Origin of the sequence: Kitasatospora sp. NPDC048365 (genome assembly GCF_043200835.1) — a bacterium.
Taxonomy (GTDB): Bacteria; Actinomycetota; Actinomycetes; order Streptomycetales; family Streptomycetaceae; genus Kitasatospora; species Kitasatospora terrestris.
Genome location: NZ_JBICYJ010000025.1, coordinates 94,168 through 113,898, shown reverse-complemented (window position 1 = coordinate 113,898; position 19,731 = coordinate 94,168). Strand labels below are relative to the sequence as shown.

17 protein-coding genes and 2 pseudogenes are annotated in these 19,731 nt (G+C 69.7%); 14 read left to right on the top strand and 5 right to left on the bottom strand.

The window, feature by feature from the left end:
• Window positions 1-120 precede the first annotated feature (120 nt).
• From ACGFX4_RS24795 to ACGFX4_RS24775, 5 genes are all read left to right on the top strand, one after another.
• Window positions 121-939: a MobC family plasmid mobilization relaxosome protein gene (locus ACGFX4_RS24795; protein WP_393078311.1), complete on the top strand. Its 819-nt coding sequence runs from the start codon at window positions 121-123 to the stop codon at window positions 937-939.
• Complete coding sequence (locus ACGFX4_RS24790) at window positions 936-2,660, top strand: relaxase/mobilization nuclease domain-containing protein (protein WP_393078308.1); 1,725 nt, start codon at window positions 936-938, stop codon at window positions 2,658-2,660. The genes ACGFX4_RS24795 and ACGFX4_RS24790 overlap by 4 nt, the downstream gene beginning before the upstream one ends.
• Window positions 2,661-2,872: 212 nt before the next feature.
• Window positions 2,873-3,256 (top strand): hypothetical protein, encoded by a 384-nt coding sequence (locus tag ACGFX4_RS24785; RefSeq protein WP_393078306.1) that lies wholly within the window; start codon window positions 2,873-2,875, stop codon window positions 3,254-3,256.
• A gap of 139 nt (window positions 3,257-3,395) precedes the next feature.
• Window positions 3,396-3,731: a hypothetical protein gene (locus tag ACGFX4_RS24780; protein ID WP_393078303.1), complete on the top strand. Its 336-nt coding sequence runs from the start codon at window positions 3,396-3,398 to the stop codon at window positions 3,729-3,731.
• 234 nt (window positions 3,732-3,965) lie between these two features.
• Window positions 3,966-4,925 carry a hypothetical protein gene (locus tag ACGFX4_RS24775; protein ID WP_393078300.1) on the top strand — a complete coding sequence of 320 codons (960 nt, stop codon included), beginning with the start codon at window positions 3,966-3,968 and terminating at the stop codon, window positions 4,923-4,925.
• 33 nt (window positions 4,926-4,958) lie between these two features.
• Here the strand turns inward: ACGFX4_RS24775 and ACGFX4_RS24770 are convergent.
• From ACGFX4_RS24770 to ACGFX4_RS24760, 3 genes and pseudogenes are all read right to left on the bottom strand, one after another.
• A pseudogene (locus ACGFX4_RS24770) lies at window positions 4,959-5,507 on the bottom strand (formylglycine-generating enzyme family protein).
• Window positions 5,508-6,227: 720 nt separating this feature from the next.
• A complete protein-coding gene (locus ACGFX4_RS24765) occupies window positions 6,228-7,112 on the bottom strand; it encodes a phosphotransferase family protein (protein ID WP_393078297.1) in 885 nt (294 codons plus the stop codon).
• A complete protein-coding gene (locus ACGFX4_RS24760; RefSeq protein ID WP_393078294.1) occupies window positions 7,109-8,500 on the bottom strand; it encodes a helix-turn-helix domain-containing protein in 1,392 nt (463 codons plus the stop codon). The genes ACGFX4_RS24765 and ACGFX4_RS24760 overlap by 4 nt, the downstream gene beginning before the upstream one ends.
• Before the next feature lie 208 nt (window positions 8,501-8,708).
• Here ACGFX4_RS24760 and ACGFX4_RS24755 point away from each other — a divergent pair, with 208 nt between their 5' ends.
• From ACGFX4_RS24755 to ACGFX4_RS24720, 8 genes and pseudogenes are all read left to right on the top strand, one after another.
• Complete coding sequence (locus ACGFX4_RS24755; RefSeq protein ID WP_393078291.1) at window positions 8,709-9,959, top strand: methionine adenosyltransferase; 1,251 nt, start codon at window positions 8,709-8,711, stop codon at window positions 9,957-9,959.
• Window positions 9,959-10,918: an aminoglycoside phosphotransferase family protein gene (locus tag ACGFX4_RS24750; protein WP_393078289.1), complete on the top strand. Its 960-nt coding sequence runs from the start codon at window positions 9,959-9,961 to the stop codon at window positions 10,916-10,918. The genes ACGFX4_RS24755 and ACGFX4_RS24750 overlap by 1 nt, the downstream gene beginning before the upstream one ends.
• Window positions 10,915-11,625, top strand: coding sequence for a histidine phosphatase family protein (locus tag ACGFX4_RS24745; RefSeq protein WP_393078286.1), 711 nt, complete (start codon window positions 10,915-10,917; stop codon window positions 11,623-11,625). The genes ACGFX4_RS24750 and ACGFX4_RS24745 overlap by 4 nt, the downstream gene beginning before the upstream one ends.
• Window positions 11,618-12,910: a serine--tRNA ligase gene (serS, locus tag ACGFX4_RS24740; protein WP_393078284.1), complete on the top strand. Its 1,293-nt coding sequence runs from the start codon at window positions 11,618-11,620 to the stop codon at window positions 12,908-12,910. Before ACGFX4_RS24745 ends, serS begins: the two co-directional genes overlap by 8 nt.
• Window positions 12,911-13,933, top strand: coding sequence for a glycosyltransferase (locus ACGFX4_RS24735; RefSeq protein WP_393078281.1), 1,023 nt, complete (start codon window positions 12,911-12,913; stop codon window positions 13,931-13,933).
• A complete protein-coding gene (locus tag ACGFX4_RS24730) occupies window positions 13,927-14,973 on the top strand; it encodes a hypothetical protein (protein ID WP_393078278.1) in 1,047 nt (348 codons plus the stop codon). The genes ACGFX4_RS24735 and ACGFX4_RS24730 overlap by 7 nt, the downstream gene beginning before the upstream one ends.
• 319 nt (window positions 14,974-15,292) lie before the next feature.
• Window positions 15,293-15,452, top strand: a pseudogene (locus ACGFX4_RS24725) (XRE family transcriptional regulator); the annotation flags it as partial.
• Window positions 15,445-15,912: an NUDIX hydrolase gene (locus ACGFX4_RS24720; protein WP_393078275.1), complete on the top strand. Its 468-nt coding sequence runs from the start codon at window positions 15,445-15,447 to the stop codon at window positions 15,910-15,912. The pseudogene ACGFX4_RS24725 and the gene ACGFX4_RS24720, both read left to right, overlap by 8 nt.
• On the opposite strand, the gene ACGFX4_RS24715 is transcribed toward ACGFX4_RS24720, so the two are convergent.
• Both ACGFX4_RS24715 and ACGFX4_RS24710 read right to left on the bottom strand, forming a co-directional pair.
• Entirely contained in the window at window positions 15,900-16,094 is a 195-nt protein-coding gene (locus ACGFX4_RS24715; RefSeq protein ID WP_393078272.1) for a hypothetical protein, read from the bottom strand. The two genes, ACGFX4_RS24720 and ACGFX4_RS24715, sit on opposite strands and share 13 nt — an antisense overlap.
• An 837-nt stretch (window positions 16,095-16,931) precedes the next feature.
• The gene (locus ACGFX4_RS24710; protein ID WP_393078269.1) at window positions 16,932-18,638 is read right to left on the bottom strand and encodes a proline--tRNA ligase; all 1,707 of its coding nucleotides are present in this window, start codon (window positions 18,636-18,638) and stop codon (window positions 16,932-16,934) included.
• A gap of 180 nt (window positions 18,639-18,818) precedes the next feature.
• Between ACGFX4_RS24710 and ACGFX4_RS24705 the strand changes: the two genes are divergently transcribed.
• Window positions 18,819-19,703 (top strand): class I SAM-dependent DNA methyltransferase, encoded by an 885-nt coding sequence (locus ACGFX4_RS24705; protein ID WP_393078266.1) that lies wholly within the window; start codon window positions 18,819-18,821, stop codon window positions 19,701-19,703.
• Window positions 19,704-19,731 lie beyond the last annotated feature (28 nt).

The following is a 19,731-nucleotide window of genomic DNA, read 5'->3' as shown; positions in this document are numbered from 1 at the left end:
GACGGGTCGGTGCGAAAGCGGACGGACGGGTCGCGCGGACGGACGGGTCGCGCGGACGGCTAGACCGGACGGGAACTCCGTCCGGTCATCCGGACGGGTCGGACTGGACGGTCCACCCCCGTGGCCCGTCCGCATCTCACCTACCTGGCCGCGACCGATCAGCCCGAACTATCGAGGAGGACTCCCCTGACCAACTACCACCACAACCCCGAGCACACCGACGGTGCCGACGCCGGTCTGGACGCGCTGTTGGACTCGCCCGCGTTCACCCGTGACCTGCGGCGGGCGTTCGGCCTGACGGCCACCCCTGGCGGAGCCAGTAGTACCCCGAGTCCGACTCGCGGCCGGACACGGGGGGTCTCCGCCCCGCGGGTGGCGGAGCGGGTCCGGCGCGGGGGCGCGCCAGGCCAGGGGTTTGGGGCCGAGGGCGGCCCCGAACCGGACGAACTCCACACCGCGCAGAGCGCGATCCTCACCGACCACCACCGCCACGAAACCGCCACCACCGCCGACTCCGAGGCCGGCGCCGCCGTGCCGAGGAACCGCCGCTTCGAGGGCGTCAAGCGCGAGGAGCGCGTCGGCCCGCTGCGGTTCAAGCCCGACGAACACGGCCGGCTGCAGGCGGCCGCGCTCGCCCACGGCTACAACGGCGTGTCCGGGTTCGCCGCCGACGTCGTCCTGGCGTTCGTCGAGGGCCGGTTCTTCATCGACCTGCCCCTCGCCGAGGAGCGTCGGGCGACCCACCACTTCCGGTCGGTGTTCCTGCGCAGGCACGACCGGCTGGGCAACAACGTCAACCAGATCGCCCGCGCCGACAACGGCGGCTACCAGCGCCCCGACCACAGCACCCGCACCATCGACCGGCTGCTGCGCCTGCAGACCGAGATCGCCCAGGCCCTGCGCCCGCCCGCCGACCAGGAGACCCAGCCCCGCCCGTGATCGCCGCCATCAAGGACCCCGGCTCCAACACCCGCGGCCTGCTCGCCTACCTCTACGGCCCCGGCCGCCACGACGAACACCTCGACCCGCACATCGTCGCCGGCTTCGCCATGCTCGCCATGCCCGACCCCGGCCGCGACGAGCAGGCGACCCTCACCCAGCTCGCCCGCTACCTCGACGAACCCGTCGCCCTGCGCAACAGCGAAGCCGGCACCAGGCTCACCGGGCACGTCTGGCACTGCCCCGTCCGCGCCGCCCCCGAGGACCGCCACCTCTCCGACACCGAATGGGCCGACATCGCCCACCGCATCGTGGCTGCCGCCGGCATCGCCCCCGACCGGGACGACCTCGCCTGCCGCTGGATCGCCGTCCGCCACGCCGACGACCACATCCACATCGTTGCGACCACCGTCCGCGAGGACGGCCGCCGCCCGAAACTCCACGGCAGCGGCAAGCGACTCGCCACCGCCTGCCGACAGATCGAGAAGGACTACGGCCTGCGCCGCCTCGGCCCTGGTGACGGCACCGCCGCCAAGCGCCCCACCCAGGCCGAGATGCACAAGGCCAAGCGCCTCGGCTGGAAACAGCCCAGCCGCACCTGGCTCGAGGAGCGCATCCGCGACGCCATCCCCCACGCCTCCCGCATCGAGGAGCTCCTCGCCTACCTGGAGGCCGACGGCATCCAGGTCAAGATCCGCCGCCTGCCGTCCGGCGACCTCAAGGGCTACTCCCTCGCCCGCCCCGGCGACCTCAACGCCGACGGGACACCCAACTACCTCTCCGGCAGCACCATCGCCCCCGACCTGTCCCTGCCCAAGCTCCAAGCCCTCCTCGCCGCCGGCGCCCCGGAGGAACACCCCACCGCCCGCCGCTACCGGCACACCAGCGGCTGGCAGCGCACCACCGACACCCTCGACACCCTCCACCAACACCTCACCGAGGAGACGACCACCGGCGGTGAGGAAGGGGACGGTGCGCTCGCGCAGGCCCAGATCACCGCGCTCGGCGACATCCTCAACGCCACCACCCAGACCGCCCCCGCCGACCTGCGCGCCGAACTGCGAGCCGCCACCCGCACCTTCGCCCGCGCCCAACGCTCCAAGATCCGCGCCGACCATCAGGCCGCCGCCGGCCTTCGCCACGCCGCCCGCGACATCCTCCGCACCGGCGACGGGCCCGGCAGCACCCTCGCCGCCCTCATCGCCGCCCTCGTCTGGGCGGCGATCCTCGCCGAGCGCTGGCACCGGGCCCGAGGCCACCACCAGCAAGCCCACGCCGCCCAGCTAACGGTCCAGCACCTCCAGACCGCCTACGACCAGGCCGCCGCCGAACACCTCACCGCCCCCACCCACCGCCCACCCAGCACGGAGACGATCAACGACCTCACCCACGACCTGCGCGCCGCCGTCCCCGACCACGCCGCACGGATCCTCGCCGACCCCGCCTGGCACGCCCTCGCCACCGTCCTCGCCGACGCCGAAACCGGCGGCCACCAACCCCGCCGACTCCTCCAGGAAGCAGCCGCCCGCCGCGAACTCACCACCGCCCGCCAACCCGCCAAGGTCCTCCTCGGCCGCATCCAGCACACCAGCCGAGGCCCCGCCCCCAACCGCGCCGCCGACGCAGCCCGACTCCGCACCATCACCCGCCACAACCCCGCAACCACGACACCCCCGCCACCGCACCGGACCGGCAACGACCCGCACCGCCGCACCCGCTGAACCCCCACAGCCATCCGAGTCGCACCGCCGGCCAGTCGCACCCGTCCGGGCCCGCGGCACCCGCCACCTCTACCGGCAGCCCCGCTGGCAGTCACGGGAACAGCCGAAGACCCCCGGTCCGGCCGCCGAGGACTCTGCAGCCCGCGCACCGCCGGCCGCCCCGCAACACCCCACCACCACGCACCCCCAACCTCCGACACCCAGGAGCCTCCTTGCCCCAGCACACCATCCGCACCAACGTCGTCGACCTGCTGCTCAACGCGGACTACTCGCAGTACCGCAGCACCAACACCCTGCTCCACCAGGACGGACGCCCCTTCACCAAGGAAGAACGCGCCCTCGCCGACAGCGCCACCCAGGCAGAACTCCAGGCGACCCTCGAACTGGGCCACCAGGAGACGGCGGCCGCGCGCGAGCTCGACGAAGCCACCCAAGCCATCGTCGCCCTCCTGCTCCGGTACCTCGCCAACCTCCCGGCCGGCAGCGTGGCCCGCGACGCCGTCGCCATCATGACCAGCCACGACCGCACCGAATACGAGCGCCTGCTCGCCATCGCCGCCCCCAACGGCCCGATCCTCATCCCCACCGAGGACTGACCCACCACCGTCACCCCGGCCCGGCACCCGCCCGGCCAGGGTGACGGTTTGATGTCTTCTTCCGCGATCGGGAAGCATCCCCGCCCGCCCGACGTCGTGTGGTGCTTGCAACCGTCACCGACGTGGAAGGGCACCACACTTGACCAACCCCGCCGACCCCGACCGCGACCCCCAGCACCGCAACATCGTCCTCGCCGTCCCCCACCCCCAACCCCTCAACCCCCGCGGCATCACCATCACCTGCACGATGTGCAATGCCGCCCGCGACTGGCTCCTCGTCCAGGTCCGGAACCTGGTATTCGTGCGGTGCCGCTGCACCCACGAATGGCGCGAGCATGACCTGCAGACCGCCCACGTCACCGCCGCGCGTGGCAACGACGGCGAGCCGCTGCGGGAGTGGGCCTCGTTCGACGAGATGTACCGAGGCCTCGGGTTCGACGGACTGCTCGCCGGAGCCGTCTGGAACCTGGCCTGAACAGCACGGTGGTGTCACCAGCCGGTGACACCACCGTGGGGCACCACCAGCGGGCAGAGGCGCACCCCACCAACTGCCCTGCCGGTAACGGTCGCAGGATGTGATCGTGATCGCTAACGATCCCGTCGATCTTCCAGCAGTACGTGTGCTACGTTCGCTGGTCCAACCGAAAATAGGCGACCCCGGCGGTGCTGGTAACACCCCGGGGTCCGGCAACAGGAGCTGACACTCCCGATGCGTGTCCATCGTAGCGCCCACGTGCGCAACTTCACCGTGCTGCCCAACTGCGTGCTGCAGTACCGGCAGCTGTCCTACACCGCCCGCGGCCTGCTCGCCGACCTCCTCTCCCGCCCCGACGGCTGGCGCGAGGACGGACGCCACATGGCCGACACCAGCCCCCAGGGACGCGGCGCGATCCGCAAGGCCCTGAAGGAGCTGACCGACGCCGGCTACTACCGCGTCGCGAAGATCCGAATGCCCGACGGCACCATCCGCACCGAGACCCACGTCTACGACACCCCCCAGCTCGCACTGCCGGGTGCCACCCGTCCGGTCTCCGGTGAAGCGACCACCGGCCGTCCTGACACCCTTCCAAAGGACCGGTACCAAGAACCCTCCCTCCCCGCCGAGCAGACCGACCAGCCGGAGGCCGCCTCCGCCACCGAGCCGCAAGCTGAGGCGGGAGGGCGGGAGAAGAACCCACTGGACACCGAAGAGCCTTCGGCAGTGCCGGACAAGCAGGTCCGCGAAGCGGTCGCCACCCTATTCCGGGTAATCCGCCCCGAACCGCGCCTTCGCCTCGGCCAGGCCGAAGCCGAGGAGCTCGCACCCCTGGTCACCCAGTGGCTGGAACGCGGCAGCACCCCCGCCGACCTCGCCGCGGCCCTGCTTCCGGGCCTGCCCGCCCCGATGCACTCACCGGCGGCGGTGCTCCGCAACCGGCTGGAGCGCAAGATGCCGCCCGTCCAGGCCGCTGTAGGTCCCGCAGCGGCCCGGTATGCCGAGTGCGCCAAGTGCCACGACCCGGTGCCCCAGCCGGGCATCTGCGGCCCCTGCGCGGGCCTCGCACCCCGAACGGTCGGGGTCGGCGGTGGCGAGGCTGCAGCCCGCAGCGGTGCGGCCCGCGTCAGGGCGGCCCTGCTCTCGGCGAAGACGGGCGGCTTGGGATTGGGCGGCCTGGCCACCGCAGGGTAGGTGCCTGCGGGCACCCGCCGCACCCTCGGGCCGCTACGACAGGTCGGGCGGGACGGGCAGGTCCACCGCGCAGCAGCGGAAGCCCGTGTCGTCGTCCAGCATGGTCGACGCCGCGTCGTTGAAGGCGGACGGTACGGCACGGGCGAACGGGCTGGTGAAGGCGCTGGCCTTGAGTTCGTGGCGCCCTGGGGCGGATTGGTCCTCGCACCACTCCCAGGTGTTCCCACACAGGTCGTAGACCCCGTACGGGCGCACACCGCTGTGGTAGCAGCTCACGGGAGTGGTGGAGCAGAGGCCGCTCTCGCGGCTGTTGCACTTCGCCGGCGTCGGCTGGTCGCCTCACGGGTCGACGTGGCCCCGCGTTCCGCGAGTGGCCTTCTCCCACTGGTGGCGCGGTGGGAGGGTCTTGCCGGCCCACTGCGCGTGCGCTGCTGCGTCGTCCCAGGTGAGGAAGACCGCCGGGTAGTCGAGCAGCTCGTCCGGGAAGCTCCCTCCACGGGGCGCGCGGTGGGAGGTGGCGTCGACGAGCGCCATCTGCCGGCCGTCGCCCGGGTGCCGCAGCTGCTGGCGGGAGAGTGCCATGCCGTCGTCGCCACCCGCATGGGGCAGCACCGAGGACGACCCGGCGGTGAGTCGGGAGAAGCGCTCGTGCACCTCGGTGTCCGACAAGGCCAGGGACGTGTCCAAGGCCGCCTGGTTCACCGGCCAGGGCGTGATGTCCACACCTCGGGCTTCCCACTTGGACGCCATTTTGGCGCTGATGCCCAGGTGAGCGCGAACGATTCGATGCTCATCCGCTTCGCCTGACGCAGCGCCCTGACTTCGGTACCGGTCCATGTCTCTACGGTTGCCACCGCAGCTCTCCCGCCCCACCGCCCTCGCGCGTTCATGTTCGGAAAGATGGTCCGACTGACGAGTCGACCTCTCACGCGGTAGAGGTCATCTGGCCGGCGCCCCTGTCCGCTGTGGGGTAGAGGTCGGAAAGATCCGCCCAGTCGGGGGCGTGCTGGAGGACGGTGCTGGCGAGGGAGAGTCGTGAGCAGCTGACGTTCTGGAGCGTGGCGTGAGTGCGCAGGGAGTGTCCCGACTCTGAGAGCGCCATGGCGTGGATCATGGCGCGCTGTCCACACCAGGTCCTCGAAGGCCTCGCCGCCGGCTAACGCACCCTTGCCACCCGCCTCATCGCCGGCTAAGCCGAGCCACACGAGGCGGGCAAGGCAGCCTGACCCAGCCGGGGCCGGCCAACTCGCCGGTCGAGATGTCGGCTTGATGTCGCCTGCGGCGGTCTCTCTGACCGGCATATCAGCTGACAGCTGTCCAGCCCCAGGGGCGTGGACCGTTCTGCCCTTGCAGGCAGGAGAGACGGTAGTGAGCTTCCGCCCGGTGCCGGTCTGGATCGGCCGCCGCGTGCTGGAGAGCGAAGCAGGTGACCCGGAGCTCACGGATGCTCCTCAGCACCGGGTAGCCGGGCCAGGTCATCACGTCGGCACCGTACGCCTCGCAGAAGGCGGTGTACTCGCTGTCCGAAACGGTGCCGAAGGTGCTGAAGCCGACGGCGGTAGCGGTGAGGTCCCACTCGGGAGGCCCGATGGAGGTTCGTTCGAAGTCGAGCAGGTAGGTGGTGGTCGGGGTGACCGCTACGTTGCCGCCCCACGCATCCCCGTGGATGACGCTCGCGGGTAGGCCCGGCGGGAGGCTCAGCCATGCCGCCTGGAGCTCTTCCATGCGGTCGCGCAGCCACTGTCGCTGCGTGTCGTCGAGAGTGGCGGCCCCGTCGATCCTGACGGCCAGCCGAACGAACGGGTCAAGCTGGCCCAACGGGAATTCAGGAACGGCAAGTTCGTGGACACGTCGCAGGAGCGGCGCGATGTCGGCAGCGGTGCCTGGCCGGTGCGGCGGTAGCTCGTGCCAGAAGGTCACGGGGTTGTTGTCGACATCCACCGGCTCTCGCAGGTGTTCTAGGGGGCGAACTGCAGGAACTCCGCAGTCGCGCAGCCAGCGTGCGACTGCCAGTTCGCGCCCGGCAGCAGCCGCCTGTCCAGGGCGGCTGATGCGAGCCACGATCCCCTGCGGCAATCGCCACAGGGCGTTCTCCCCGATCCGGATCGGTTCGGCTCCCGCTGCGGACAGGCCGACCGCCGCGCACGACATGAGCAGTAGGGAGTGGGAGTGCTCCAGGTTGCTCACGCTGCCACCGTAGCGGCGATCTGTTCCCGCAGGTCCCGGATGTCGCCAAGGTTGCGGTGGCGATGGGCGACTCGGCCGAGTTCAGCCAGCTCGTGGTTGGCACGCAGCGAGCTGAGGTCGTTGACCTCGGCGAGGGCGCTCCGGCCCTCGGCCAACGCCTGCTCGGGGTCACCGGCCGCCATCTGGAGCGTGGCGAGCTTGGTTCGGGAGAACGCGCGGGATCTGGCGAATCCGTCGCCGTGGCCGTTGACTGCGGCCTGGAGGCGCCGTAGGGCTTCCTGCGGCGGATGGCCGGCGAGGGCGAGGTCGAACAGGGCGTGGCCGGTGTCGCCGTGGTGCTGGGCGCCGTCGTAGTACGCCATCCACGGTCCCTCGGCGGCCGGGGTGATCGAGGTGAACGAGTCGTCGGACGCGCCGATCGCGGCCATGGTCTGCTGGGCTCGACCCATTTTTGCCAGGGCCCGCGCCCGGGCGTTGTGGAGCATGGACTGCTCCGCGGGGGAGAGCCGGTCGGCGCGGGCCAGGCCGAGCTCGGCGAAGGTGAGACCGGCATCGGGTTCTCCAAGCCAGATGGCCTGGCGGGAGCGGAGGTTGTACGAGATGGCGCGTAGCGGCCAGTTGTCCACTTCCTCGGCGCAGGATGTGGCGAAGGCGAAGAGCCGGCGGGCGTCTTCGTGGGCGAAGGCGTCGAAGGCCGACGCGCCGACCACGGTCGCCAGACGGCTGACGGCTCCGAACAGCTCAGCCCGCAACGAACTGGGGCAGCGACTGTTCAGGAGACCGGCAGCCCAGCGCAGTTGGGCGAGCGCCGTGTCGCGGACGACGCCGGCTCCACCGTAGAGGTTGTCCCAGCTGCGCAGTGTGGTCGCTGCGGTGCGGATCTGTTCGACGTCGGCGGGCCGAACCACCGCGGGTACCGCGGTGGCCGGGGTGGAGGTCAGGAGCTGGGCCAGGGGACCGGCGGCGAGTGCTGCACTCGTCACGGCAAGGAAGTTGCGTCGTTCCACGGGGTCGGACTCATTCCACTCGTAGGCGGGCGGTGGCAATTTCAGCGTGCCCCCGCGCACCTCCCCTCGGGGAGGCTTGACGGCCCCATTGCGCCGGTTGTCCATTACCGCTGGCCGGTTGTCCAATTCAGCCTCGGCCAGCACGACGCTTCGCGCGAGCACTCCGCCGGTCTCCAAGACCGCGTCTAACGCCTGGGCGTGGTGAAGCTTGCACGGCCGTTCCGCCCGCTCGATCTTGCTGATCAGGTCCCCACTCAAGTGGACCAACTGTCCGAGCCTGTCCTGGCTCAGTCCCCTGAGCTTCCGCCAGTACTGAAGTTCCGCGCCGAACCAGTGGGCCACGGATCGGGTGGGGTCCAGAGGCTTGAGTGGTCGCGGCATGTGATCCCCCAGGGCGTCTCTTGTGGACAGGGCCGCTGTCCGATTGCCGGCACTGGGCGGGCGGCTCACCGGCAGGGCTGAATATTTCCGAGCGCTCACCGCCCATTACACACCGCGACGGGCCAGGGGTGCAGGCGTTCGACACATCAGCGCGCGGCGAACGCGCGTGCTGCCCGCCGTAGCCGGACCGACCGAAGAGGAGATCGCCATGCAGCGAGTCAGCACGACCGTGCAGAACAGCAGCATCACCATCGAGACCGGGCGTCCGCTCCCCACCGACCTCGTCCTGCTGGAGCGCAAGGGACTCGGCCACCCCGATACCCTCGCCGACCACCTGGCCGAGGAGCTCTCCCGCGTGTACAGCCGCTACACGCTCGACCGCTTCGGCGCCGTACTCCACCACAACTTCGACAAGCTCGCCCTGCTCGGCGGCTCCTGCGAGGTCCGCTACGGCGCCGGCCGGATGACGGCTCCGGTGAAGGTGCTGGTCAACGGTCGGGCCGCATACGCCTGCGGCGGTGAGGGCATCCCGGTGCGGGAGTTGGTCGAGCAGGCCGTCATGGCCTTCTTTCACGACCGGCTGCCCGAGCTCGCGCGCCACCTCGACCTGGTCTTCAACATCACCAGCAACCCCAGCCCCGGCGCGGTGGTCACCGACGAGAGCGGCACCGACCGCTCGCGCTGGTTCGCGCCCCGCTCGGTGGACGACCTGCGCGAGCGCCACACCCTGATCGCCAACGACACCTCGCTCGGCACCGGCTGGGCCCCGATGGCCCCGTTCGAGCAGTTCGCCCACGCGCTCGTCAACCACTTTTCCGGCGTAAGCGAGTTCACCCGGGCGAACCCCTGGTGCGGCTCCGACGTGAAGCTGATGGGGCACTTCGACGGCGTCCAGGCCGAGGCCATCCTGTGCGTCCCGCAGAAGTCCGAGCACGTGCCCGACCGGGCCGCGTACCTCGCCAACAAGGAGGAGGTCCTGGCCGAGTGCGCCCGGTTCGCCGAGCAGCACCTCCCCGGCGTCGAGATCACCTTCCTCCTTAACGCCCGCGACGTCCCCGAGAAGGACGAGCTCTACCTGACCTACACCGGCAGCTCCATCGAGTCCGGCGACGAAGGCGTCGTCGGTCGCGGCAACCGGGTCAACGGCCTCATCACCCCGCTCCGCCCGATGAACCTCGAAGGGGCCAGCGGAAAGAACCCGGTCTACCACGTCGGGAAGCTCTACAACCTCGCGGCCACCCGCCTCGCCCAGCGCCTGTACGACGAGACCGGCAGCTACGCCGAGGTGCACCTGGTCAGCGCGACCGGCCAGCGGCTCGACCAGCCCTGGAAGGTCCTGGTCCGGCTCGCGGCCGAGGACCCGGAGATCGAGAAGGTGCAGGCCCAGGTCGCCCTTGCCCTCGGGGGCTTCCCGGAGCTCACCGCCGAGCTCGTCCACCACGGCGTCCGGCTCAGCTGATGCACACCCAATCGCCCACGCTCCTGACCCCGCGCAGCGCTTGGCAGCGGCTCCGGGAGCACTACGGTCCGGGGGTCCACGGGTGGCTGGCCCGCGCCCCTGAGGTCTTCAACGAAGCCGCACGCCGCTGGCAGTTGACCCTCGACAGCTATCACGACGCCGGCCACGCATCCCTGGTGATGGTGGCGCGCGAGCGAACCAGCGGGCGCGAGGTCCTGTTGAAGGCATGGCCCGACCACAGCCGCTATCGCAACGAGATGATCGCACTGGGCATCTGGGCGGCCGGCCCGGCCGTCAGGGTGCTTGAGCACGCGGACGACCTCGGCGTCGCCGCCCTGGAGATGGTGGCAGCCGTACCCGGCGGATCCGTCGGCCCGGAGATGCACGAGCACGAGGCAGTAGCCGCCGCTCTGCGGCAACTGCATCGCCTCGGCCGGAGCGCGAACACCACGGCGGCAGCACTACCCAGCCTCCACGACTTCCTCGAATGCGAGCTGGTCCCCCGAGTGCACCGTCGCCTGGCGGCGCAACGCCCCCAGCTGGAGGTCGACTGGGCGAGGCTCGGCGAGCGCTTGGTCACCGGCCTACGCCCGGACGCGGCACGGGCATCGGTCCTTCATGCGGACGTCTACCGCGAGAACGTCCTCTTCGACGACCGCCGGAACCCGGTCCTGGCGGACCCCCTGCCGATGGTCGGCGACGAGGTCTTCGACTGGGCGTTTTGGACCGTCTACTACAACCTGGGCACCGACACACGGGACCGCTTCGAGATCGCCGTCACCACCGCCGGCCTCGATCCTCGACGCCTACGCCACTGGAGCCTCGCCCTTTGCGTGGACGGACTCCTCTACTACCGCGAAGTGGGAGACCACCGAGCCTCCGTGATGGAGCGGGTGATCGCAGGGCTCGCCGGCGACCTCGATCTCACGGCGATACCTGAGAAGGGCCGCCAGACTTGACCACCTACCTTCTACGCCATTCCAGCACCCACTACAGCGCGGCTCACCGGGTCAACGGCGACCCGACCGTCGATCTTCCACTGGATCCAGCGGGACGCGCCGCCTGCCGAACCAGTAGCAAGGCGCTCGCTGCCGTTCAACCGAAGATCTGGCTCACCTCGGCGTTCGCCCGGACGAGTGAGACGGCCCGGTTGCTGATGGCCGATCCCGATCAGCCCATCAGGGTCGAGCCCGCGCTGAACGAAGTGGACTACGGGCAGTTCGAAGGCGGCCTCTTCACGGAGTACGCACGCTGGCTCGTCGCCGCCGGACCATGGGAGCGCCCGCCCGGGGCCGCCGAGTCCCAACGCGTAGCCATCCGCAGAATGCTTGCCGGCCTCCGGAGCGCACTCCAGCTGCCCTCGCCCCGGATCGTCGTCGCACACGGCCTGCTGGCCTCCGTGCTGCGCTGGCACAGACAGACCTGGCGCAACGCCCCCGGGCGGGCCATGCCGATCTTCTTCAACGAGGCGCCCTGCCTGTACCTGGTCAGGATCGACGACGGCGAACTCGAAGACCTCATTTCGTCCCTGCTCGAAGTCCTGCATGCGGAGGAACAGGAGAGCGCCGCAGCGGGCGGATGGTCATCGCGGCCAGAAGACCATCGCACGCTTGCTACCTTCGATGGACCATCTGTCCAGCTGGAGGAGACGAACTCCCATGCATGATCCCCGCGCCCTCATCGAGATGGGCTCCGAGGCGGTCCACCGCCTCGCCCGCCGCGGCTACACCCTGGATCTCTCTGCGTTGGAGTCTCTTCAGTCCAGCCGATCCCAGCTCGTCACTCGCGTGGACGAGCTGCGGGCCGAGTCGAAGCGGGTCGCCCAGGCGGTCCAGCAGGCGGCTCGCCAGGGCGGCGACACCGAGGCGCTGAAGGACCGGGCCCGCGAGCTCAAGGAAGAGATCCGGTCGGCCGAGGCGGAGCAGGAGCAGGTGCAGCAGGAGTTGCGCGACTTCCTGCTGACCATTCCCAACCTGCCGCTCGACAGCACCCCCGAGGGCGACTCGGACGAGCACGCCGTCGAGATCCGTCGCTTCGGCGCGCCGCCGTCCTTCTCCTTCGAGCCGAAGGACCACGTGGACCTCGGCGAGGCCCTGGGCATCCTCGACTTCGCTCGTGCCAGCAAGCTCTCCGGCTCCCGGTTCAGCGTCTCGCGCGGTGCCGGCGCCGCCATCGAGCGCGCCCTGGCGACGCTCTTCCTGGACCTGCACACCAAGCGGCACGGCTACGTCGAGCACGCCGTTCCGTACCTCGTCACCCGGCAGACCATGACCGGCACCGGCCAGCTCCCGAAGTTCGAGGAGGACCTTTTCGCCACCGGCATGGGAGAGCGCGAGCTCTTCCTGATCCCGACCGCCGAGGTCCCGCTCACCAACCTCTACGCGGACGAGATCATCCCGCCCGCCGAACTCCCCCTGGCCCTCACCGCGCACACCCCGTGCTTCCGCTCTGAGGCCGGCTCCTACGGCCGCGACACCCGCGGCATCCTGCGCCAGCACCAGTTCTCCAAGGTCGAGATGGTCCGCATCTGCGACCCCGAGGACTCCCAGGCCGAGCTGGAGAAGATGCTCAGCCACGCCGAAGCCTGCCTCAAGGAGCTGGGACTGGCCTACCGGGTCGTCCAGCTCGCCGCTGGCGACCTCGGCTTCTCCGCACAGATCACCTACGACATCGAGGTCTGGCTGCCCAGCCAGCAGACCTACCGCGAGATCTCCTCTGTCTCTGACTGCGGCTCCTTCCAGGCCCGCCGTGCGGGCATCCGCACCCGGGACGAACACGGCAAGACCAAGCCCGTCGCCACTCTCAACGGCTCCGGCCTGCCCATCGGCCGCACTCTGGCCGCCCTTCTCGAACAGTGCCAGCAGCAGGACGGTTCCATCGTCCTGCCCGAGGCGCTGGTGTCCTACCTCGGATTCCGCCGGATCTCGGCGGACGGAACAACGGAGGCATAAGTGTTAGTCGGCATCTGCGACTTCCCCAGCAGCTACACCTTCCCGCCCGTCGGCTACGGCGGGATCGAACGCTGGCTCTGGGCAGTGGCGGAAGGCGCCCGAGCCGCAGGCGCCGACGTACACCTCCTCGGCCCCGGCTGGAGGACCGACCTCGCAGACGACTGGGCACTGCGCCCGGTCCGACTGGAGGACTTCCAGCCGGGTACCCGGCAGGCTCGTGACCTGCGTTCCACCGGCTACGACCTGCTCGTGGTCGGACACGAGTACCCGTCGCTGCCCGAGTGGCGCCGGGTTTGGGCCGATCTCGACTGCGACGTCGCGACGTTCCAGCACTCGCCGGTCTTCCGGCACGCCGCCGACGCCTTCGACGCGAAGCGCTCCCGGCTGTACTGCTACTCGCCCGAGATGGCGGGGCTGTACGCCGCCCACACGCCGGTGCTGGAGCACGCGGTCCACCTCGGTCTCGGTGAAGCCGAACCTCCCGCATGGCGCGGCCGCGACCTCGTCTGGCTCGGCCGGATCGACGAGGAGAAGGCGCCGCACCTCGCGGTCCGCGCGGCCCAGCTACTCGGCCGGCGGATACGCATCGTCGGACCGGTCTTCGACAACGACTACGTGCGACGGCACCAGGCCCTCTTCGCCGCCGATCACGTCAGCTGGGTCGGAGAGGTCGGAGGTGCGGCCAAGACGGCCGCGTTCTCCGATGCATCGGTCTACGTCTACACCGCCTCGCGAAGCTACGTGGAGGCCGGCGCCGCCGTGTTCGGGGAATCCCTGCGCGCCGGTACACCCGTCGCCGCGCTCTGCTGGCGAGACGGCACATGCGCGGAGGCGGCTCTGTGCGAGAGCACCGGCGCCGTTGCCAGAGTCGATCCTGAGCACGACGACGAGGACGCGGCTCTGGTCCTTGCCCGTGCGATCGAGCGGTGCCTGGGACTCGACGCGCCGACCGTGCAGGACATCGGCTTGAACCGGTTCGACCCCGAGCGGCACTTCCGCACTCTGGCGACCAGGCCGTGCTGACCACAGACTCACCGCCGAGGCCGCTCGATCTCCTGAGCGGCCGTCTCGGCCTCGGCCCACAGTGGGACATCGAGCACGGCAGCGACGGCCGCTTCGAGATCCGCCACCGCGACCGAGGGACGCCGTACCGGCCGGCCAGTCAACCGCTCCAGTGGGCCGGTCTTCTGCAGAAGTTGGAGAGTGGCTTCCGTGCGGCAGGCGTCGCCCGTGCGAGGCCGCTGCCCATGCGGTGGGGCAGGGACACCGAGCTGACGATCTCCGCAGTCCAGGCAGCCGACCCCCTCCTCAAGGACGGCAAGCCGTACGTCTTCCGCCGTGGATACCTTCCCCAGCCGGTTGTCCGATTGACCGGTGAGCGGGACCATGCCGGCGCCCTGAGGGAGGGGTTCCTCACCTCGTTCGTCAACATCTCGCGCATCGAACCCGTCACTCGCACAGCCGAATTCACCGAGATCCTCGATCACTGGCTCACCGTGCTGTCCGGCATCGGCCTCCACGCCAGACACCTCACCATCCATGGCCGCAACGCCATCTGGCAACGCCGCGAAGTCCGCGGCCTGACAGTGCACTTCCGACACCTGGACCTTCCCATCGGTGACATCGTCCTGCTCTGGAATGCTGCGGATCCCCGCTGCATGGCCGTGGACCTGGGCTCCGGCCTTGAGCGCGTAGCCTGGGCCCGCACCCGTCGCCCCTGGTGGGAGCTGTCCTTCGGAAGCTTCACGACGGCCGGTGTGGCCACCGACGTGCTCGACGCCGTTCGAACCGCGACACTGCTCGTCGGTAACGGCATCGCCCCGGCCGCACGAGGGGCCGGCGGTGTACTCCGCCGCGTCCTTTCTTCCATCCCCGCTGACGCCGCACCACTCGGAGTCAGCGCTCTGGTTCGGGCAAGCCACGGCTTTTGGAATCTCACCTCACCGATGGCGCTGCCGTGGCCCGAGGTCGCCTTCGTCATCGAGCGCGAGATCCACCGCCGCGACGTCACCTCGTCCAGCCCTCTCCCTCTACCTCGGTCGAGCTGGAGCGACAGGACGTGAGACTCCGACGTGACCGTAACCCGCCCGCCGAGTTCCGACTCCGCTTCGCCTGGACGACCGGGTTCTGCTTCAAGTGCGAGGAAGTCACCCAAGTCGCCAAGTTGGGCACACTCACCGTCGAAGGCGAGACTGTCATACTCGCGGCCTGCCACCTCTGCGCCTGGCGGCTGGAGCGGCAGCACCATCACGCCCACCAGGCCAATCTCCGCGCTCAGCTCGCCGATGCGTGGGCTGACGCTTCGAGACAGGCAGCAGCAAGCATATGAGGAGGGGCGCGCAGCCGAGGCCCAACTGCTCAGCGGCCAGGGCGAAGTCCGGGGTCAACCCGCACGTCTTCGGGCAGCCGGCGAGTGCTCCTGCATCTGCAGAGGGCGGACACCACTGGGTGGTTCGACAACTACGCTCAGAGTTTCGATGCCGTCTGGGCCGGTGCGCGGCCTTGGACGCCAGAGCAGGACGGGAACACCGCCCATGGGTAGGACCGAGTACTACAACGACCCGAACGCGCCGAAGGCCAACACCCTCATCCCCGCCAGCAACCTGCTCGTCGTGGACGAGGAAGGTGCCATTCTGCTCCAGCGCCGCCGCGACACCGGCCAGTGGGCCCTCCCGGGCGGAGCCCAGGACATCGGCGAGACCGCCGCCGAGTGCGCCGTACGGGAGTGCCTGGAGGAGACCGGCATCGTCGCCGAGATCACCGGCTTCCTCGGCGTGTACACGAACCCGAACCACATCGTCGCCTACACCGACGGAGAGATCCGGCAGCAGTACGAGAACACCTACATCGGCCGCCCCGTCGGGGGCGAGCCGGCCATCAACGACGAAGCCGACGGCGTCCGGTTCGTCCAGGCCGCCGACCTCGATCAGTACGACATCCACGCCAGCATGCGCCAGCAGATCGGCGACTACCTCGCCGGCGCCTACCCTTACCTCGGCTGAACGGTCAGAGCCGTCTCCACCCGCGCCACTGCGGCAAAGATCTCCGGCGCCGCCCGGCGAATGAACCGGCCCACCACACTCTCGGCACCGTAACGACCGAGGATCTCGCCGACCCGTGCTTCGGCCGTCTTCTGTGTGCCGTCCGTCCTCGCGGTCGTGTCGCACCACACCAGCGCATCCACCAGGACCTGGTCCTCCAATAGCGGGAACTCCGCCTCCAATCCGGTAACGCGGGGCGAGGACGCTGCACGACTTCCTGCCAGGAGCGGGCCCGCGTGTGGGATGCTCCCACCATGACCAAGGAGCCAGCCGGGTGTGACCACCCTCAGGGGACATCCGTAGGCCAGTACAACTGCTGGAAGAGCGGCGGGACTGAGGTCCACATCGAGGTCGCAGAGTGGCCGGAGTGGAAGACGCGACGGCTCGCGGAGATCCTCTTCCGTCGTCGCGTCGAACGCTCAGCGCATGAATCGACTCCGTCGGCCGAGTAGGCACTGTCCAGAGACCTTCTCAACTGCGACAGGCTGCGCAGCATCTGGTCTGCTCCTCGCCATCCGGGTACACCGTCGCGGAACGGCAGAGCACAACCTGTCCGACGGCCGTCTGGGGGCGTTGAACGAGGGACCGCGGACCCGGTGCTCGACACACTTTGTTGCTGGGCACACCAAGTAGTGGCCTTCGCCCAACGGGATGAAAGGCCACCAGGGCCACTGTGCCGCTCACCGGATCGCTCTTGCCGCGCTCGACCGCTACGACCCCACCCCGGAGGTACTGGTGGTGACCAGCACGACTCCGTACACCGAACCGGCCAGACGAGGCTTCCTGGACCCCGTGCAGGTTGAGGCGATGCGGCTACCACCCACCCTGCGAGTGCAGGTTGGTGATGCCCTGGAAGCGAAGGTGCGCGCCTGGGTCATTACAAGACCCAGGCGCGCAGCGTCGCGAAGATCCTTCGCTGCTACCCGGAGACGCTTCTCACCGAGGCGGTCCACCAGGTGACCGGCTGACGAGCCGATCTCTTACGCGGCAGAGGTCAGCAGTTTGCGGACGTGTTCCACTGCCTCGGCCACCGGCACGGACTGGGTCTCGCCGGTGGCCCGGGTGGTGACCTCGACCGTGCCGTCGGCCAGTCCGCGGGCGCCGACCGTGATCCGGTAGGGGATGCCGATCAGCTCGACGTCGCGGAACTTCACGCCGGGCCGCTCGTCGCGGTCGTCCAGCAGCACGTCGACCCGCTCGCCCTGCAACTGCCGGTACAGGCCCTCGGCGGCCTCGACCACCTTCTCGTCGCTGGTGCCGAGCATGATGACGGCCACCTCGAACGGGGCGACGGCGGCGGGCCAGACGATGCCCTTGTCGTCGTGGTGCGTCTCCACAAGGGAGGCGAGCGCCCGCTCCACCCCGATGCCGTAGCTGCCCATGATCGGGACAACGCGCTCGCCGTCCCGCCCAAGGACGGTAACGCCAAGCGTCTCGGTGTACTTGCGGCCGAGCTTGAAGATGTGGCCCACCTCGATCGTGACCACAACCTCCAGCGGAGTGCCGCATTGGGGGCAGGGCTCGCCGGCGGTCACCTCGCGCAAGTCCGCCCAGCGCTGTACCGCGATGTCCCGCTCGACGGAGACGCCGCGAAGGTGGACGCCGTCGGTGTTGGCGCCGGTGGTCATGTCGGTCCGGCCGCGCAGGGCCTCGTCCGCGAGGACGGGCAGCTCGGCGACGCCGACCGCGCCCAGACTGCCGGGGGAGGCGCCGAGCGCGGCCTGGATCTCCTCGGCGGTCGCGGGACGCACCGCCTTTGCGGCGAGCGTGTCGATGAGCTTCTGCTCGACCAGGGCGTGGTCACCGCGGACCAGGACGAGGGTCAGCTGGTCGTCCACCACATACACCAGCGTCTTGATCTGCCGCTCGGCCGGCACATCGTGCTGGCGGGACAGCTCGTCGATGGTGCGCGCATTCGGGGTGTCGAACCGCTCCGGGGCATCCAGGCCAGGGCCGTCCACCACGGCCGGCAGCGCGGAGGTCGCCTTCTCGGTGTTCGCCGCGTAGTCGCAGCCCGGGCAACGGACCACCAGGTCCTCGCCAGCGTTCGAGGGGCTCATGAACTCCACCGACGCGCTGCCGCCCATGCTGCCGCTGGACGCCTGCACCGGGATCGCAGGCAGGCCCAGGCGGGCGAAGATCCGCTCGTAGGCGGCCTTGTGCAGGTCGAAGGAGCGATCTAGTCCGGCCGACTCAACGTCGAAGCTGTACGAGTCCTTCATCGTGAACTCGCGCACCCGCAACAGGCCGCTCTTCGGGCGGGCCTCATCCCGGAACTTGGTCTGAAACTGGTACCACATCTGCGGCAGGTCCCGGTACGACTTCAGCTCCTGCGACAGCACGGTGAAGATCTCCTCGTGCGTCATGCCGAGCGCCAGGTCCGCACCCTTGCGGTCCTTGAGCCGGAACATCTCCTCACCCATCACCTCCCAGCGACCACTGCGCTGCCAGATCTCCGCCGGGTGCAGAGCGGGCAGGACGAACTCCTGCGCGCCGATCGCAGTCATCTCCTCACGGATGATCTCCACGATCTTGGAACGGACGCGCACGGCCAGCGGCAGCAGGGAGTAGTGGCCGGCCATGAGCTGCCGGACGAACCCTCCTCTCACCAGCAGGCGGTGGCTCACCGCATCCGCGTCCGCCGGGTCCTCCCGGAGAGTGGGCACGTACAGCTGGGACCAACGCATGGGACCGGAGACCGTCCTCTCGGTGACACTACGGAGTGTCGCGGCGGCACTCACGCCGACATCACGACGGGGACCGCATTCTAGTGGCGGAGCCACGACCAAAACGCTCCGTTTTGAGAAGCCCAGGGCCAGAGCACGTGGACAGGCCACAGCCGCGCTCGGCACACGGACGGAGGCAGGTTGGCAGACACCTCGGACGGCACGCCCAGCAGTGACCGCTCCGTCGACGCCATCCGCCGCTACTACGACGACTTCGCCGAGCAGGAGCAGGACCGGCTCACCAAAGACGTTGCAGGCCGAGTGTCCTTCGAGATCCACCGCCGATTCCTGGAGCGATACCTGAAAGAAGGTCACCGAGTTCTGGAGATCGGCGCCGGCCCCGGCCGCTTCACCGCGGTACTCGCCGAGCGCGGCACCCGCGTCGTCGTCACCGACATCTCTCCCGTCCAACTCCACCTGAACGAGGTCAACGTCACCGCAGCCGGAGCCGAGCACGCCGTCCAAGCGCGACATACCCTCGACGTCCGCGACACCAGCCGCTTCCCCGACTCCTCGTTCGATCTCGTCCTCGCCTACGGCGGCCCGCTCTCCTACGCCTTCGACCAGGAGCGCGAAGCGCTCGCCGGCCTCCTCCGCATCGTGAGATCCAACGGCGTCGTGGTCGCCTCAGTCATGTCCCTATGGGGCAGCTGGCGCGCCAGGCTCCCCGGCGCCACCCAGCTCGCCATCCGCTACGGCACCGCCGTCACCGACGCCGTCATCCGGACCGGCGACCTACGCCACGTGCCGGGCATGATCCACGTCTGCCGCATGTTCACCTGGGAGCACGTCGCCACTCTCGTGGCCGAGTCCGGAGGCGAGATCGCCGGAGGATCCGCTAGCAATTGGGCAAGCCTTGAAGACCCGACCACCCTCTCTGATATCGAGAACCGCCCACAGCTCTGGGAGCGGTTCCTCGCCTACGAATCCGAAGCCTGCGCCAGCCCTGGCGCCCGCGATGGAGGAACCCACATCCTCTTCGCTGCCCGTCGGCCACCAACACTTGGGAGCACCCTGCGGGTATGACCGCTGCGTAGCAGTTGGGAATCACGCT